The 16,582-nt window shown below is 59.8% G+C and carries 14 protein-coding genes; 6 read left to right on the top strand and 8 right to left on the bottom strand.

Annotation, left to right across the window (positions count from 1 at the left end):
- Positions 1–10: 10 nt before the first annotated feature.
- Positions 11–1,621 carry an N-acetylmuramic acid 6-phosphate etherase gene (locus tag HWX74_RS14285; protein WP_176014178.1) on the top strand — a complete coding sequence of 537 codons (1,611 nt, stop codon included), beginning with the start codon at positions 11–13 and terminating at the stop codon, positions 1,619–1,621.
- 107 nt (positions 1,622–1,728) lie between these two features.
- Here HWX74_RS14285 and uxaC read toward each other — a convergent pair whose 3' ends face one another.
- From uxaC to xerD, 7 genes are all read right to left on the bottom strand, one after another.
- Positions 1,729–3,078, bottom strand: coding sequence for a glucuronate isomerase (uxaC, locus tag HWX74_RS14280; protein WP_176014177.1), 1,350 nt, complete (start codon positions 3,076–3,078; stop codon positions 1,729–1,731).
- 233 nt (positions 3,079–3,311) lie between these two features.
- Complete coding sequence (locus tag HWX74_RS14275) at positions 3,312–4,409, bottom strand: glycoside hydrolase family 18 protein (protein WP_176014176.1); 1,098 nt, start codon at positions 4,407–4,409, stop codon at positions 3,312–3,314.
- On the bottom strand, positions 4,406–6,037 hold the full coding sequence (locus tag HWX74_RS14270; RefSeq protein ID WP_176014175.1) for an endonuclease/exonuclease/phosphatase family protein: 1,632 nt from the start codon (positions 6,035–6,037) through the stop codon (positions 4,406–4,408). Before HWX74_RS14270 ends, HWX74_RS14275 begins: the two co-directional genes overlap by 4 nt.
- An 84-nt stretch (positions 6,038–6,121) precedes the next feature.
- Positions 6,122–6,832 carry a prepilin-type N-terminal cleavage/methylation domain-containing protein gene (locus tag HWX74_RS14265; protein ID WP_176014174.1) on the bottom strand — a complete coding sequence of 237 codons (711 nt, stop codon included), beginning with the start codon at positions 6,830–6,832 and terminating at the stop codon, positions 6,122–6,124.
- Positions 6,829–6,984 (bottom strand): hypothetical protein, encoded by a 156-nt coding sequence (locus HWX74_RS14260; protein ID WP_176014173.1) that lies wholly within the window; start codon positions 6,982–6,984, stop codon positions 6,829–6,831. Before HWX74_RS14260 ends, HWX74_RS14265 begins: the two co-directional genes overlap by 4 nt.
- A gap of 13 nt (positions 6,985–6,997) precedes the next feature.
- A complete protein-coding gene (locus tag HWX74_RS14255; protein WP_176014172.1) occupies positions 6,998–8,212 on the bottom strand; it encodes a GntR family transcriptional regulator in 1,215 nt (404 codons plus the stop codon).
- 294 nt (positions 8,213–8,506) lie between these two features.
- Positions 8,507–9,403, bottom strand: a complete 897-nt coding sequence (gene xerD, locus HWX74_RS14250; protein WP_176014171.1) for a site-specific tyrosine recombinase XerD — start codon at positions 9,401–9,403, stop codon at positions 8,507–8,509.
- 104 nt (positions 9,404–9,507) lie between these two features.
- On the opposite strand from xerD, the gene HWX74_RS14245 reads away from it, so the two are divergent.
- Genes HWX74_RS14245 through HWX74_RS14225 form a run of 5 tightly spaced genes read left to right on the top strand, consistent with a single transcriptional unit; the run spans position 9,508 to position 14,151 of the window.
- The gene (locus tag HWX74_RS14245; protein WP_176014170.1) at positions 9,508–10,056 is read left to right on the top strand and encodes a DJ-1 family glyoxalase III; all 549 of its coding nucleotides are present in this window, start codon (positions 9,508–9,510) and stop codon (positions 10,054–10,056) included.
- Between the two features lie 15 nt (positions 10,057–10,071).
- Positions 10,072–11,163, top strand: a complete 1,092-nt coding sequence (tgt, locus tag HWX74_RS14240; RefSeq protein WP_176014169.1) for a tRNA guanosine(34) transglycosylase Tgt — start codon at positions 10,072–10,074, stop codon at positions 11,161–11,163.
- A 31-nt stretch (positions 11,164–11,194) separates the two neighbouring features.
- Positions 11,195–11,521, top strand: coding sequence for a hypothetical protein (locus HWX74_RS14235; RefSeq protein ID WP_176014168.1), 327 nt, complete (start codon positions 11,195–11,197; stop codon positions 11,519–11,521).
- Positions 11,522–11,527: 6 nt separating this feature from the next.
- Positions 11,528–11,830 (top strand): ATP-dependent Clp protease adapter ClpS, encoded by a 303-nt coding sequence (clpS, locus tag HWX74_RS14230; RefSeq protein ID WP_176014167.1) that lies wholly within the window; start codon positions 11,528–11,530, stop codon positions 11,828–11,830.
- Positions 11,831–11,838: 8 nt separating this feature from the next.
- Positions 11,839–14,151: an AAA family ATPase gene (locus HWX74_RS14225; protein ID WP_176014166.1), complete on the top strand. Its 2,313-nt coding sequence runs from the start codon at positions 11,839–11,841 to the stop codon at positions 14,149–14,151.
- Here the strand turns inward: HWX74_RS14225 and HWX74_RS14220 are convergent.
- On the bottom strand, positions 14,144–16,567 hold the full coding sequence (locus HWX74_RS14220; RefSeq protein ID WP_176014165.1) for a DUF4091 domain-containing protein: 2,424 nt from the start codon (positions 16,565–16,567) through the stop codon (positions 14,144–14,146). The two genes, HWX74_RS14225 and HWX74_RS14220, sit on opposite strands and share 8 nt — an antisense overlap.
- Positions 16,568–16,582: the final 15 nt, after the last annotated feature.

Genomic DNA, 16,582 nt, shown 5'->3' with positions numbered 1-16,582 from the left:
GAGTTTGAAATTGAAACATTTTCTGGCGCTCGATCTGGGCGGAAGTTACTTGAAAGCGGTCCTCTATTCCCAGGAGCAACTGGCCGAAGCGGCCACGCCACACATTCTGCGCCTGCCGAGTCAACTGGCCGGCGCCGCCGGCCCGGACAACATGCTGTCGGCCATCCGGACGGCGTTCGCGCAATTGGACTGCCGGAACCGGGAAGTGGCGGCCATCGGCATTTCCACCGCCGGCATCGTCGATTATGCCGGCAAACGCCTTGCCCGCACCGCCGACCACCTCGCCGCTTTGCGTGATCCGCAGTGGCGCGAAACGCTGGAGTGGGAATTCCGATTGCCGGTCGTCCTCATCAACGACGCCGATGCGGCGCTGATCGGTGCGGTTCATTGCAACCTGACCGAACCGGACGGCAATAACGCGCTGCTGGCCATCGGTACCGGCCTGGGCTGCGCCGTGCTCAAAAAAGGACACCGCTGCCGGCCGGGACGCGAATTGACGCTGCTCGGCAGCATCCGGACGCCGGCCGGCAGTTTCGACCAACTGGCCAGCGCCACCCGGTTGGCCGCCCTGGCGTCCGACGGCAATCCGGCGGAACTGTTCCGGCTTCGGCCGCCGGCCCTGGATGACTATCTGGATACGCTGGCCGGCATCGTCACCACCGCCGCCATTCTGTACCAGTTGGATACGGTCATCCTGGCCGGCGGGTTGACCGCCGCCGCCGCCGAAGTTGACTTCAATCTGGCCGCGGCGCTGCAAAGCCGGCTAGACCCGCCGGCGCCGGAACTGCGTCAGCCGGTCCGGCTCAAAGTCGCCCCGCAAGGCAATTCGCTGCAACTGCTCGGCGCCGGACTGCTCGCCGCCGGCGCCGCGCAACTGCCGGACGCCGCGCTGCCGCCGGCCGGCGAAATGGCCACCGAACAGCCGTTGTTCGCCAACCTCGAACTCGGCGATCTGGCTGAAGAGGAATTGTGCACCCTGCTGTTCGAGGCCGAAACCGGGGCGGACGCCGAATTGCGTTCGACGCTGCCGGCGATGGCGCAGGCCGTGCGGCAGGTGACGGCCAGGTGGCGCGACGGCGGCCGGCTGATCTACCTCGGCGCCGGCACCAGCGGCCGGCTGGCGGCGCTGGACGCGGTGGAATTGCCGTGCACTTACGGCGTCCCCGAATCCCGGGTGGCGGCGCTGATCGCCGGCGGCAACGACGATGCGGCGCTGACGATCGAAAGCGACGGCGAGGAAGACGCCTCGAGCATCCCGGAACTGCTGCTGCTCAAGCTGACGCCGCAGGATGTCGTCATCGGCATTTCCGCCAGCGGCAGTGCCTTTTACGTCCGCTCCGGGCTGGCGTACGCCCGCTCCTGCGGCTGTTACACCGTCATGATTCAGGAGTCGCCGAGCCCGCGCCTGGCCTGCGATGCGGTGCTCGCGCTGCGCTCCGGCGCCGAACTGGTCGCCGGCTCGACCCGGATGAAGGCGGGCACCGCCACCAAGAAACTTCTGAATTTCCTGTCGACCGCCGTCATAATCCGGTTGGGCAAAACCAGATGTTCCAGAATGTGCAACCTGCAGACGCTGAATGAAAAATTGCGGCGCCGGGCGGCGGCGATGCCGCCGGCTTGACGCGCACCGGGTTTGATTCGACATCACCATCAACGGGATCGACTCTGCCGGGCCGTCGTTCTTTTTGCTGCCGCCCGGCAACCGCCTTTCCCGTTTACCGGCCCGTGTCAGCCCAGTTTCCAGAAAACCTTGACCTCTTCATAAGCCATTTTGCCGGCCAGCGCCGAACCGACTTTTTCCGGGATCTGGCCATGTTGAATCAACGCGCCGATTTGACTGGACAGGACCCGACGGAACATTTCGAAACGGGATTGATAACTCGATATCTTGCGGGAATCGGAGACCATGCCGCCGAAATTCATCAGCAGATCGACACTGCCGATGTATTCCAGCTGGCGCTTCATGCCGATCGGCGTATCGTTCAGCCACCAGGCAGCCCCCAGGCGCACCTTGCCGCCGAACGCCCGCGATACCGCCGCCAACGTCGGCTGCTGCATCGGATCGAGGCAATACAGCACCACCTTCAAGCGGTCATCGTAACGGTTCAGGAAAGCCAGCAACCCCGGCAACTGATCCTGATGCAGGCTGGAAATATCGCCGCCGGCGTCCGGTCCCAACCGCTCGAACAATCCGGCGCGGACATCGCGGACCGGCCCGAGATGCAGTTGCGTCACCCAATCCGCCGCCACATTCCATTCGCCGAAGGCCATCAACAGAACGCCGGCGAAATGCGCCGCTTCTTCCGGCGTCGCCGTTTCCGCTTTTGCAAAGGCCCGCTCGGCAATCCGCCAATCGCACTGCGCGCCGGCCATCACTTCCAGCCCGTGGTCGCTGGCCCGGCACCCCCGGGCGGCAAAATAGTCGTGCGACAGTTTCAAAGCATCCAGCAACTGCCGCAGCGACCCGATCGGCCGACCGAAACGGGCCGCCAGCTGCTCCAGGTAAGCACGCCAGCCCGGCGAATGCAGCTTCATCGCTTTGTCCGGCCGCCAGGTCGGCCGGACCAGCGTCCAGCCGGCCCGGTGATTGACCGCTTCGTGAAATTCCAGCGTATCAGCCGGATCGTCGGTCGAACACATCACTTCGACGTTGCTGGCGCGCAGCAGTTCCAGCGGGGTTTTCTGCTGCAGCAGGCGGCTGCCGTCCCGCCAGATCCTGGCGGCATTGTCGGCATTCAACAGATCGGAAATGCCGAGAAAACGCAAATCCAGGTGAATCCATTCGTAAACCGGATTGCCGGCCAATTCCGGAAAAATTCGCGCCAACGCCGAAAATTTATCCGCCGGCGCCGCTTTGCCGGTGATCAACTCCTCCGGAATGCCGCGTTTGCGCATCACTTCCCAGACATAATGGTCGGTAGCCCCCAGCAGTTCCCACAAATCGGCGAAAGGGCGGTCCCCGGCGATGGCGCGCACATCGACATGGTTGTGCGGATCGAGGATCGGCAATCTGGCGATCTGGGTGTAAAGTTTTTTGGCCGGCTCATTTTCCAACAGATAATTTTCATCGAGAAACATTTGGCAAGCGCCTCCCCCCACTTCTGATCAATTTTTCACTCGGCAAACCTTCTTTCCCATAACATAACGCCATCTTTGCAAATCGCAATCCCGCAACCGCCGGCAGCCGCCCGCCGCCTTTCCAAAAAACAAAAATCCCGGCGACGGTTTCCGGGTGACGAAAAAGGCCACCGCCGGCCGGGATCACAATCCAATCAGTTCTGCCGTGCTTCGCGGCTATCGAACCATACTTTCTATTCCTCTGCCGCCCGGCGCATCGCTTCGGCCAGCGGCTGGCTGCCGTCCGGCATCGCCGTATGGGCCATCGCCCAGCAGAAAACGCCGCCATAGCCCTGCGCTTTCGCCCAGGCCGTCTTGTGTTTCACCGTTTCGGCATCGTCGCAGACGGTGAAAATCCGGCGGTCCGGACTGTAATGCCAGGCCGCGCCGGATGTCGGTTCCCGTTCAAGCCGCCAACCGTCGCTCCACTCCGCCGACAACTGATTGAATCCCGCGATGCGGTGATTTTCCGGACGGTATTTCCGGTATTTTTCACTGTCGGAAAAACGGTGGCCGTAGAACGGTATGCCGATCAACAGTTTTTCCTTCGGCATGCCGACCGTTTCGGTGATAAATCGCAGTCCGTTCCGCAAATCGGAACCGGTCGGGTCGGCCGGGTCCGGCAGCAGCGGCGCCTGATAACCGGCCAGATCGCAGTTGTAATCATAACACATCAAGTTGAGATAATCGAGGCATTCCCGCATCGTCCGGTAATCGAGCCGGCGGACCGCCCATTCGCCCGGCGGCAGCGCAGTCGTCAAATAATAACGGCGCGACTGCGTCCGCCCCAGGTCGTCCAGCGCCCGGCGGAACTGCCGAATCAGCGCGGACCAGTGTTCGCCGGTCGCCGGGTCAACCGGCGGCGGTTCCCAGTCGAGGTCGACGCCGTCGTAACCGTGAATCCGGACAAACTCCACCACCCGTTGAACGAATTGCCGCCGCCCTTCGTCAGTGGCGGCAATTGCCGGGAACACGTCGTACCCGCCACCGCCGAGCGAAACGATGATCCGGCAGCCGTGCCGATGCGCCAGACGCACCAGCTCCGCCGACGGCATTCCCCAGTCCGGCTGTTCCAGCAGCCGGCCCTCCCGGTCCGCCAGCAGGAAGGCGTGATAAATCAGCCGGTAGGAACCGTAATCGACCGCCGAGGGCGGCAGTTCCTTCAGGGTATCCGGCGCCCCGTAATAATAACCGGCCGTCAGAAACGGCTGTCCGGTTTCCGGCCGGCCGGAAGCGCAGCCGGCCAGCAGCAGAACGCCGGCGACCAGAATCCAGAACCGCCGCCGTTTCACTGCGCGCCTCCTTCCGGCTCCGCCGTTTCCACCCAGGCGAAATCGGTCAGCAATGCGGCGTGGTCCGACGGAAACATCACCGGGTGATAGTCGATGACCTGCGAATGCAGCGGCCGCAGCAACGCGCCCTTGAAATAGATGTAATCGACCCGGTCCGGCAAAGTCTGGCGATCGACGTCATAGCGGCCGGGAATCATCCACGGCGACCAGGTCGCGCCCGGCGAAGTGTGAATGTTCGGATTCAGCAGCCGATAGGAATCGACCAGTTCATGCTGCTGCATCGTTTTGCTGACCGGCCATTCCACCGCGTATCCCTGATGCGGCGCGGTATTGTCCGTCGTCCAATCCAGATGCGAACCGCCGTTGAAATCCCCCATCATGATCACCGGTACCGTGTCGGCGCCGGCGAGGAACGGTTCCAGCTCGGCCAGGATCTGCTTGATCTCGGCATGGCGGGTCGGCTCCTCGTCCCGGATCAGCTCCGCCGCCGTCTTTTTCTCGCCCCCGGTGATACTGCCCAGATAATCCGGCAGATAGTGCAGCCAGAGATCGAAAACGGCAATTTTGCGCTTGTCGTCCAGCCGGATGATCGCACCGCCGGACAACACCGGATCGTAAATCCGGATCACCTGCTCGATCGGATAACGGCTCAGAATCGACAAATTATCGCCGATCAGATACAATTGGCAATCCAATGCGTCGGCCAGTTCGGCGCCGTGCCCGTAGGTCTCGACCAAACCGACGATGTCCGGGTCGGCGGCCCGGAGAATTTCAATGGTCCGCTCAAGGCCGACCTTGCGGCCGAAATTTTTGCCGGCGCTCCAGATGTTCCACTCCAAGAGCCGCAGCCGGCCGGTCCGGTTGCGCGGTTCCGCCGCCGCCCGGTCCGGGAAACAGGTTTCGAATTCGATGCGCATCGCCGCGTCGGTCAACGGCTGCTGACACAACCGCACTTCATCGAGCATCCCGTTGAAGGCGTATTCCTGGCCGAAATATTCCTGATCGGCCGAACCGCCGATCACCGTCCGGCCGGCCGCCAGGCTGCCCAGGTCGGGGGTGCGGTAAATCGCCCGGCAAACGCCGTCCCGGTAAAACCGCACACATTCGTTGGCATAATCGACGCTGAAAGCCAACTGATGAAACCGGCCGTCGTTGATCGCCTGCCGGGCGGTCGGCCGGTAAAAATAGGTTTTCCGGCCGTCGGAAAATCGAACCGCCCAGGCGCCGTTTTCCTGCGCATAAATCAGCCAGCCGGGAGTTCCGGCCGCCTCCTCATAACGGCAGTTGCCGGCGATCGCCGTTCCCTGCGCCGCCTCCGGCAAGGTTTTGACATAGAGCGCCACGCTGAAACTTTCGTCGTAATTCACCGCATTTTCCAGCAGCAGCGGAATCCGGACTGCCGCCCGGCTCGACAGATCCAGCGCCCGGCCGCCGTTGATCCCTTCGCAGAAGCGGTTGGTCTGCAGTTCCACCCGGCCATAGGAAGAACCGTTCAAATTGCGCGGCTCGAAGCGCGAAACCATGCCGGTATCGAAATCCAGGTGCACCTCTTCCGCCCTCGCGGCATTCACACTCCACAGCCCGATTGCCGCCAGCAGAATTGCCGTCATGCGCCGCACTGTCATCATCGTCGTTTCCTTTCGATTCGTTGACTTTTCCATCGTTCCACTTAACCGGCGGCGGAAAAGCCGCCGCCGCAGGGCACTACCGCCTCAGGGCCGCAGGTCGTAGAGCCGGGTATAATCCTTGTCGCTCAGCTCTCTGGAGCCCATTTTGACCGCTTCGACGTGGCCGTCGATGAACGCCCAGTTCACTTTGCCGGAATGGCGGATTCTGGTGTTGTGAATACGGTCCAGGCAGTTGTAATCGAAGTCCATCGTCGTACCGTCCGAGCACTGGTACATCTCCGACGGCCCGTAACGCAGATTGGTATTGTTCTTCCACGGCGTATAACCGTTGACCGTCGCCGACACCGTATAACCGCAAACCCGCGGCGTCGCCGTCTTGCCGCTGGTGGCATCCTCGACCGTCACATATCCCCAATCGATCCCCAACGCGTTTTTGTCCGAGCCCCACATGCCGCCGGCGTCGATATTGGCCTGGTAAATCAGCTTGGTGATCGGTCCGGACGGACAGGTCATCACCTTTTCGCCCAGTCCGTATAACTCCATCAGACCGGCCGCCCAGCAATACGCCACCGCCGGATCCGGATCAATCGCCGGATATACCGGCATTTGAAAATCATCGGAATCGTTGGAATACATGACGAACCCCAACCCCAACTGTTTCAGGTTGCTGCGGCAATTGGAACTCAACGCCGCCTGTTTGGCCTTGGCCAGCGCCGGCAGCAGCATACTGGCAAGAATAGCTATAATAGCAATTACTACCAGCAATTCAATCAGTGTGAAAGTGCCTTTTTTCATCGTTCGAATCCTTTCTCGTATTTCCGGTTATCCTTGTTATCGAATGGCTTCCGGTCATTTTCCGCCAGGAACACCGTTCCTCCGCCGCCGTGCGCGCCAGGCAGCAAATTTCCGATCATCCGGGGAAAACAACCCTCTTCCAGACTACTCATTTTTCCGTTTTCACTACAACAATTCCAGGCTCGCGCCGCAGGAATCCTTGATATATAACTGCGGTTTCAGGTAAATCACCCGCCGCTCCGCCGGCAGGTCGCGGGCCAGCGCCACCGCCGCGTTGACCAGCTCCTCGGTGTCGAAACCGACCGTCGTGATCTTTACCGGCGAATAATCCGACCAGGCGGTGTTGAAAAACCCGGTGATCGCCAGGTCCTCCGGCACCCGGATGCCCAGCTCCTGCGCCGCCTTGATGAAATTCAGGGCGCAGAAATCCATATGGCACATGATCGCGTCCGGCGGGTTCGGCGCGCTCATGATGTCGGCCAGCACTTTTTTGGTGATATAGCTGCCGTAGATGCCGGTGAATTTCACATTGTAATTGGCCAGATTGTACTCCCGCAGCGCCCGTTCGTAGCCGCCGTAGATCATCAGGAAATGGTGCTGGTTGTTCCAGCCCGGCTGAGCCGGCGACCGGTGCGGCTCGGAAACCGAAAACATGATCCGCTTCCGGCCGAGTTTCGCCAGGTGCGCCGTCATCATATAGAAAGCCTGCTCGAAGTCCAGCAGCACCGCGTTGCCGGGAATTTCCGGGTAATCCAGCTCAAACAGGAAAATCGAACGCAGTGACGGGAAATTCTGCAGAAACGGATTGTCGATATAGTCCTTGCCGAACACGATCGCCGCCTGCAAATCGTCCTCCAGCGCCGCATTCAAATGGTTCATCAGCGCCGGATTCGGCATCGGCTTCATGATCAGGTCGTGGCTGGCCAGCACCGGCAGCAAACCGTTCTGGTTCAGCCGTTCATGCATCAGTTCGAAGATGTCCTGGTACAACTGGCCGATCGGCGGCAGGATCTTGCCGATCGAGCGATGCAGTTCCAGCTCGGACCAACCTGATTTCCCCCGCAATTTGGTTTCCAGCAGCCGGCACATGTTCTGCATGATCCGGCAACTGGCCGGCAGGCAGACCAGCACCTTGCCGTTGTTCACCCCGCCGTCATGGCGGCACGGCTTCACCACGATCCCGCTGCGCGGCTTGCGGATGATCAGATCGTTGCGCTCCAGAATGTCCAGCGCGCTCTGCACCACCGGCGGACTGGTTTCGAATTGCGCCGCCAGTTGACGGACCGGCTGCAGGCGTTCTCCGGCTTTCAATTCCCCGTTGACAATTGCAGTGGTGACGGCATCGGCAATCGATTGTGATTTGGTCGGACGGCGGTACATTGTGTTTTCTGATCCTATGTGCTATATCTGTTACATTGGATAGTATAGCAAAATTCTGTCCCAATGTCAATATCTGTATAAGGAAAAAGCCAAAAATAAAACGAATTTTTTGTCGTTTAACTAATTAAAAATTAAAAACTTATACAGATATATACACACGGTTAACACAGTTTCATAACAGACTGGTTAAACAACCGGAGAAATTATCGTGAATAGCATAAAAACACTTCTCGACCAGTTTGGCCGGGAACAAGCCATCCCATGGAAAACGCCGCCGCCGGAGTCCGGAAGCCCTCAGGCGCGCGGATGGAATTTGTGATGAATCTCCAGCAACCGGCTGCTCTCGACATGGGTATAAACTTCCGTCGTGCTGATGTCGCTGTGGCCGAGCATCTCCTGGATGACCCGCAAATCGGCGCCGTTGGCCAGCAAGTGGCTGGCGAAGGAATGCCGCAACGTGTGCGGATGGATATTTTTGACGATGCCGGCGCGGACGGCGGCGTCCTTCACCATTTTCCAGATCCACTCCCGGTTCAGTTTCCGGCCGTTCCTGGACAGGAACAGCAACGGTTCGCGGTTGCTCTGCGTCAACTGCGGACGAACTTCGCGCAGATACCGCCGCAGCATCTGCAGCGCCCTTTCGCCGACCGGAATCAGCCGTGTCTTGCTGCCCTTGCCGACGACCCGCAGCGTCGCTTCGTCGAAATCGACGGCGCTGATTTTCAAATTGACCGCCTCCGACACCCGCAATCCGCAGGAATAAAGCAATTCCATGATCATCTGGTTGCGCTCCAGCAGCGGATCGCCGCCGGTGTCGGCGAAACTCCGCAGGAATTGCTCCACCTCCCGCTCCGACAGATAATCCGGCAGCAGTTGCCAGAGCTTCGGCGAATCCATCACCGCGGTCACATCGTTCGCGACGATTTTCTCCTGGGCCAGGAACCGGCAGAACAGCTTGATCGAGATCAACCGCCGGGCCAGCGTCGTCGCCGCCACGGCGGCTTCCTGCAGCGAGCCGAGGTAATCGAGGATCGCCTCCCGGTCGATTGCCGCGGCGGAATCGAGACGGCGGCGTTGCAGAAAATCGATGAAATCGCTCAAATCGGTCCGATAGGCCGTCACGCTGTTGCGGCTCAAACCGCGCTCCATCGTCAAATATGTGACAAAATACTCCAAGTTGCGCTCTAACATTCTGGCAAAAACTCCATTTTGGTGCAATAATATAGAAGCAACTGGTGCAAATCACCAAGAAGATGACCGGATAAAAATAAATTTAAAATAGGAAAACCCGAACGATGCCCCAAATTTTAATCATTCTGGCCGACGGTTTCGAAGAAAGTGAAGCCGTCATCACCATCGACGTACTGCGCCGTCTCGATTTCGACGTCACCGCCGCCGGACTGGACCGCCGGCAGGTCACCGGCGCCCATCAATTGACCGTCGCCGCCGACGCGCTGCTGGCGGAGTGTCATGCCGCCGATTTCGACGCCATCGTTTTGCCCGGCGGCATGCCGGGCGCCAGGCATCTCTATGAGAGCGACCCGGTGCTGAAATCGCTGAAAGCCGCTTACGGCGCCGGCCGGCTCTGCGCCGCCATCTGCGCCGCGCCGATCGTCCTGGCCCGCGCCGGCCTGCTGGCCGGCCGGACATTCACCGCCTACCCCGGTTTCGAGGAATACTTTTCCGGCGGCAAGCCGACCGGCAAACCCACCGAAGTCGACGGCCGCATCATCACCGGCAGAGGACCGGGCGCGACCTTCGCCTTCGCCGCCAGAATCGCCGCGGAACTCGGCAGGAGCGAGGCAGTGAAAACGCTGTATCACGGCATGTTCGTCACCCTTTAACGCGGAAAGTTTTTCATGAGTTTCGTCATCACCGCACGCGATCCGGAAACCCGCGCCCGCCGGGGACGGCTGCAAACCGCCCACGGTATCGTCAATACGCCGATCTTCATGCCGGTCGGCACCCGGGGCAGCGTCAAGGCGCTGTCGCCGGCCGAACTGGAAGAGCTGGGCGCCGAAATCATCCTCGGCAATACCTACCATCTGTTTTTAAAACCGGGCATGGAAATCATGGAGCTGGCCGGCGGGCTGCATGATTTCGCCAACTGGCGGCGGCCGATCCTGACCGATTCCGGCGGCTTTCAAGTTTTCAGTCTGGCCAAGCTGCGCAAAATCGAACCGGACGGCGTCCGCTTCGCTTCACATATCGACGGCACCCGCTTTTTCCTCGGACCGCGCGAATCGATGGCGATCCAGCGGACGCTGGGATCCGACATCGTCATGGCCTTCGACGAATGCACCCCCTACCCGGCCACCTACGAACAGGCGGAAAAGTCGCTGACGCAGACCCTGCGCTGGGAGCGGATCAGCCGGGAGCAGGAACTCAAGCCGGGCCAAATGCTCTTCGGCATCGTCCAGGGGTCGATGTTCCGCGATTTGCGCCGGCACGCCGCCGCCGAACTGGCCAAGATGGATTTCGACGGCTATGCCATCGGCGGGCTCAGCGTCGGCGAGACCGAAGAGACGATGTTCGAATGCCTGGACTGGACCGTGCCGGAACTGCCGGAGGACAAGCCGCACTACCTGATGGGCGTCGGGACGCCGAAGCAGATCGTCGAAGCGGTCGCCCGCGGCGTCGACATGTTCGACTGCGTGATGCCGACCCGGCTGGGACGCCACGGCAGCGCCTTTCTCCGCGACGGCAGCACTCTGCCGATCAAAGCCGGACGCTACGCCAGGGACTTCGCGCCGATCGACGAACAGTGCGATTGCTACGCCTGCCGCAATTTCACCCGCGCTTACATCCGGCATTTGATGAATGTCGGGGAAATTCTCGGCATCCGGCTGGTGACTTTGCACAATGTGCATTATTTTATCAACCTGATGCGGCGCATCAGATTCGCCATTGAGAACGGCACTTTTTCGAGTCTGCGCGCCGAATTTCATTGACAAACCCCTGAATTGAAGAAAGAGAGCGATCATGTTGTTGAACGAAAAAGAAACCGCGGCGCTGAAGCGGGAAATCCTCGCCGCCAGGCTGCCGAACTCCCGGGTGCGGGTGATCGCCTGGTCACTGCGTTTCCTGGCCTTGTTTTTCTGCCTGGCCATCCTGACGATGATCGGCATCGATTACCGGCGCAACGGCATCACCCAGGTCTTTTATCTCGGCTTGCTGTTCGCCGGTTCCTGGCTGTTGATCGCCCTCGGCGCCCAACTGCAGTGGCGGCGGACCCAGGAACGCAGTTTGCTGCAGCAGTTGTTGAAAACGCAGCCACCGGCGCCGCCGACGGAACAGCAGGACGAGTAAGCCATCATGCCGCAGACCGAACAACTGCTGCAACAGCGCAGCGACACCGATCTGGCCGAACCGCCGCGTTACCGGGTGGTGCTCTACAACGATGACTTTACGACAATGGATTTCGTCGTCATGGTCCTGATGGTGGTATTCAACCACAAGCTGGCGGCGGCCGAACAGATCATGATGGCGGTCCACCGCCAGGGGCGCGGCATCTGCGGCGTCTATTCGTTCGAAGTGGCGGAAACCAAAGTCGCCCAGGTCCGAATGCTGGCCGAAGAACACCAGTATCCGCTGCGCTGCGAAATGGAAAAGGAGTAACCGGTTTTATGAATGAATTGCCCCGTCCCAGTGAAGAACTCATCCTGGCCATGCAGCAAGCCGAAGAGCTGGCCCAGTCGCTGCACCATGAATTGGTTCTGACCGAACATCTGCTGTACGCACTGAGCCGCAATGCCCGCATCGCCGCGTTGTTCGAACCGCTGGATATCGACATTGAAACGCTGAGACGGCAACTGCTGGATTTCCTCCGCAACCAGGTCGAAAGTTTCGGACGCAAAACCACGCCGTTGCGTTCGCTGGCGGTCAACCGGGTGCTGCAGAACGCCATGCGCCATGCGGTCAATGTCCAGCGCCACACCTTCGGCGTCATCGACACGCTGGTCGCGCTGTTCGAAGAGGAATCGACCCACGCGGTGTTCTTCCTCAAAAAACTCGGCATCACCCGGTTCGGGCTGATTAAGTGCATCGCCGGCAATCCGTTGTTTCAGGAAGGGGACAGCGACTATTCCGCCGCGGAAGAGTGGGAGGATGACGGGGAACCCGACGAACCGGAAGAAGCGGACGCCGCGGCGAATGAAGAGAACGGCGACGGGGAAGCGCCGCGGCGGACGGCCGCCGGCGCGCTGGAAAAATATGCGGTCGATTTGACCGAACAGGCCCGGCAGGGCCGTATCGACCCGATCATCGGCCGCACCGAAGAGCTGCAGCGCACGATGCAGATTCTCTGCCGGCGCAAGAAGAACAACCCGATCCTGGTCGGTGAAGCCGGCGTCGGCAAAAGCGCGATCATCGAAGGGCTGTGCCGGTCGATCGTCGCCGGTGAAGTGCCGGAAACGCTGCAGGGCAGTGAAATTTTCGCGCTCGACCTCGGTGCTTTGATCGCCGGGACAAAATTCCGCGGCGATTTCGAAGAACGGCTGAAAAAAGTCATCGAGGAGATTCAGTCGCTGGAGCGCGGCATCCTCTACATCGACGAATTGCACAACATCGTCGGCGCCGGTTCGGTCGGCAACGGCGCACTGGACGCCTCCAACCTGCTGAAGCCGGCGCTGGCGGCCGGGACGCTGCGCTGTATCGGCACCTGCACCTACGACGATTACAAGAATCACATTCTCAAGGACAAGGCATTCAGCCGCCGGCTCCAGAAGATCGACATCGCCGAACCGTCGATCGACGAAACGGTGGAAATCCTGCACGGCCTCAAGCCGTTCTATGAGAAATTTCACCAGGTCAAATACACCCCGGGCGCACTGCAGACGGCGGCCGAACTTTCCGCCCGCCACCTGAACGACCGCTTCCTGCCCGACAAAGCGATCGACGTCATCGACGAAGCCGGCGCGGCCAATACGCTTTCCGGCGCCAAACAGCGGCGCAAGACGCTGGGGGTGGCGGAAATCGAAGCGGTGGTCGCCCGCATGGCCAATTTGCCGCCGCAGCGGCTGACCGCCACCGTGCAGACCAATTTGCGCCACCTGGAACGGAATTTGAAGCTCCAGGTGTTCGGCCAGGATGAGGCGATCGAAGCGGTCACCGCTTCGATCAAAATCGCCCGGGCCGGCATCGGCAACAAACTCAAACCGATCGGCGCCTTTCTCTGCTGCGGTCCGACCGGCTGCGGCAAAACCGAACTGGCCCGGCAACTGGCCGGCCAGCTCGGCATCGCGTTCCTGCGTTTCGACATGAGCGAATACTCCGAAAAGCACACGGTTTCCAAACTGATCGGCGCACCGCCCGGTTACGTCGGCTTCGAACAGGCCGGACTGCTGACCGAGGGCGTGATCCGGCAGCCGCATGGCGTGATCCTGCTCGATGAAATCGAAAAGGCGCACAGCGACGTTTTCAACATCCTGCTGCAAATCTTCGACTACGGCACGCTGACCGACAACAACGGCCGAAAAGCGGATTTCCGGCAGACGATCATCATGCTGACCAGCAATGTCGGCGCCCGGGAACTGGACGCCGAACCGATCGGCTTCGGCGAAACCGTGCTCACCCGGGCGGCGCATTCGCCGCAAAAGGCGGTGGAAAAATTCTTCACGCCGGAATTCCGCAACCGGCTCGACCGGATTTTATATTTTCATCCGCTCGCGCCGGAAATCATGCAGAAAATCGTCCGGAAATTCCTGCGTCAACTGCAGGGCGACCTGATGCCGAAAAATGTCGTGCTGGAAGCCGACGATGCGGCGGTCGCCTATCTGGCCCGGCACGGCTTCGACCCGAAACTCGGCGCCCGGCCGCTCGAACGGCTGATCAAGCGGGAACTGCAGTTGCCGCTCGCCGAGTTGATTCTGTTCGGCAAATTGAAAAAAGGCGGCACCGTCCGGTTGACCGCCTCCAACGACCGGCTGCTGTTCACCTGAAAGCGGCGGCTTGCTCCAGCAATGCGGCAATCGCCGCCCGCCGCCGGAACAGCGCAGCCGGGTCGCGATTGTATTCCGTCGTCGATTTGAGGAACTCATCATCTCTCGACAACAGTTTTTCAGCCGCTTGCCGCCAAGCCGTCGGCAGATTGGAATCGCTGGACAGCATTTGTTCCAGCAACGCCAGATACTCGTAATCTTCCAGGCCGTCCCGAAAGAACTTCAGCCGCAGTGATGCCAGCGGCCCCCGTTCGCCGGGATAGACCAACATGCCGTCACCATTATAATTGCGGTAACTCCTGCCGTTCAAATTAGTATACGGCCCTCCCCGCAACGGTTCCGGCCAAGGTTGCTCACCGCCTTCGACAGCGACGCCGGCGGCATTGACCGAACGGACACTTGCATGATAATTGGTCAACAGATAATAAAGGAAACCATCGATTCCAGACTGATAAGCCCAGAAGCCGGGCAGCATCCGGGTTCCGACTGCCGGTGTTTCCAGCAGCAGATTCATACTCGGCGGCGCCGGCGTCATCGCCACGTAAGTCCAGATTTGCTTGCCGCGTTTCCGCGCCGCAACGATTTCAGCCTGCTTTTGTTCGTAGACCGTCGTCAGCGGCACCCAGATATCGACCAAATCATCCAAGCCGCTTTCCACTCCGAACGAATCGTCATACGCTGTCGTCATCGTCTGCAGCCACGGGTATTTTGCTTTCAATGCCCGATAAGCGGCAAACGCCGCCGGAAACTGCGAATGATGAATTTCATCAAACCCATACGTATAAACCCGCCGTTGCCAGCCATGCCGTTCCACTGTCGGCATCACCGCGTCGAACCAGCCGAGCTGGGCCGGATCCTCGTAGCAGAATAGATTCAACACCGTATTGGAGCCGTTCAGCCATTCGGCAAGTTTTTCCGGCCGCGGCGGACGGCGACGGTAAATATTATCTACCGGAATACGGTGGGAAGCGATGAACGTTTCATAACGTTCGACAGCAGCGACCATTTCGGCGGCAGCGGCGGTCAGTTCACTTTGCGTACATTCGTTGCGAATGAATTTTTTGAACAACTGCACATCTTCATCCCCAATTCCCGGCACAAACAGCGGAGCATTTATTCCTTCCTCATAAATGCCGGTCATCGCCAGCGGCAGAGAATTTTTCGACGGCAGACGAAAATTCCAAACTTCTACCGCTATCAGAATCCGCAACGGTTCCGGCAATTCGTCGGCCCGAACGGTAACCGCACCACGATAAATGCCGGGACGCTGGTCCGGAGCGGCCGCAGCTTCCAGCCAAAACGGCTGCCAGCGGTACGGCGGCAATTGGCAGAATTCCAATCCTGTCAGTACTACATCGGGTGTCCAGCCGAGATAATCGACCGGATAAGCCGGTTGAATGGTGTTGACAAAACCGACCGGCGCGATGGAAGCCGGCAGGATTGCCATCGGGTCGGCTTCGTGAACCAGAGGCGTCAACGAAACGACAACCCCATTCAACTCCACTGCCGGCAGCAGGCAAAGCTGAATCGCTTCCGCTTCATTACAAGCCAATGCCCAGCTTCCCTCAGCCAGCGGCCGGTACAAACCGCACTCCGGATAAACCCGGGTAAGTCCGTCGACGAAACCAATTGACACCGGCCCCTTATTACTCTCCAGCGCCGCCACATCCACCAGAAAAGCGGCCAGACGCTCGGCTTCCGGGATCAACGCTTCGACCGCTTTCGCGGCTAGAAATTGTTCCGACGGCGTTTTCACCAGCCTAAGTTGCTGTAACTTCTGCCGGTAATTTTCCGTCAAAAGCCGCCGCCGTTCGACAATGGCCGGCACGACCGGCTCCGGCGCGGCCAGCAATTGCCAGAACACCTTCTCCAAAGTTTCCTCCGCCGGAATACGCTCGCTATGGAGCGGCCCGTGCAGCAATAACTTGCCGACATAAACTTCATGCGGTTCCATCGCCCGGTCCTGCAACAGTTGGATCTCCTTGACCGGTTCGTTCAACAGAATTTCATCGATTGGAATGTTCTGAATACTCCAGCCGGGCGGCGGAGTCAATGAAAAAAAATATTTTCCTCCGTCCACTCCGACAGCATGAAACAACAACAATTCATTTTTTTCGGCCGGATTGAAAACTTCCAGCGTCAACCGCTCGTACAGCATGAAGTTATTTTCTGACAACCCTCCTCCCGGCACGACAAGCGCCGGCCATTGATTAGCCTCCTCGACCGGATAATGGAGCCGCAGTGCCTTCCTGCCGCTGCCGTCCGGCACCGTCTCCAATCCACCTTCCACGCCACGCCAGGTCAATTCGGTAGTCTTATCGGTCCTGCCGAAATCATACAGCAACCGATCTTCTTCCTCTCCGGCGACGGCCAACCGGCCGGAGAGAATGAACAGCAAAGCAAGTAACAATCGCATGAATACAGACCGATT

The organism is Victivallis sp. Marseille-Q1083 (assembly GCF_903645315.1).
In the GTDB taxonomy this organism is placed as follows: domain Bacteria; phylum Verrucomicrobiota; class Lentisphaeria; order Victivallales; family Victivallaceae; genus UMGS1518.
Note: the sequence above shows the minus strand (reverse complement) of the source record. Positions and strands in the feature narration are given on the sequence as shown.

Bases quoted from the DNA above. Each gene is read 5' to 3' on its own strand.
- uxaC (WP_176014177.1), bottom strand. From the start codon at position 3,078: ATGTTTCTCGATGAAAATTATCTGTTGGAAAATGAGCCGGCCAAAAAA.
- HWX74_RS14270 (WP_176014175.1), bottom strand. From the start codon at position 6,037: ATGATGACAGTGCGGCGCATGACGGCAATTCTGCTGGCGGCAATCGGG.
- HWX74_RS14265 (WP_176014174.1), bottom strand. From the start codon at position 6,832: ATGAAAAAAGGCACTTTCACACTGATTGAATTGCTGGTAGTAATTGCT.
- HWX74_RS14260 (WP_176014173.1), bottom strand. From the start codon at position 6,984: ATGAGTAGTCTGGAAGAGGGTTGTTTTCCCCGGATGATCGGAAATTTG.
- HWX74_RS14255 (WP_176014172.1), bottom strand. From the start codon at position 8,212: ATGTACCGCCGTCCGACCAAATCACAATCGATTGCCGATGCCGTCACC.
- xerD (WP_176014171.1), bottom strand. From the start codon at position 9,403: ATGTTAGAGCGCAACTTGGAGTATTTTGTCACATATTTGACGATGGAG.
- HWX74_RS14245 (WP_176014170.1), top strand. From the start codon at position 9,508: ATGCCCCAAATTTTAATCATTCTGGCCGACGGTTTCGAAGAAAGTGAA.
- tgt (WP_176014169.1), top strand. From the start codon at position 10,072: ATGAGTTTCGTCATCACCGCACGCGATCCGGAAACCCGCGCCCGCCGG.
- HWX74_RS14235 (WP_176014168.1), top strand. From the start codon at position 11,195: ATGTTGTTGAACGAAAAAGAAACCGCGGCGCTGAAGCGGGAAATCCTC.
- clpS (WP_176014167.1), top strand. From the start codon at position 11,528: ATGCCGCAGACCGAACAACTGCTGCAACAGCGCAGCGACACCGATCTG.
- HWX74_RS14225 (WP_176014166.1), top strand. From the start codon at position 11,839: ATGAATGAATTGCCCCGTCCCAGTGAAGAACTCATCCTGGCCATGCAG.
- HWX74_RS14220 (WP_176014165.1), bottom strand. From the start codon at position 16,567: ATGCGATTGTTACTTGCTTTGCTGTTCATTCTCTCCGGCCGGTTGGCC.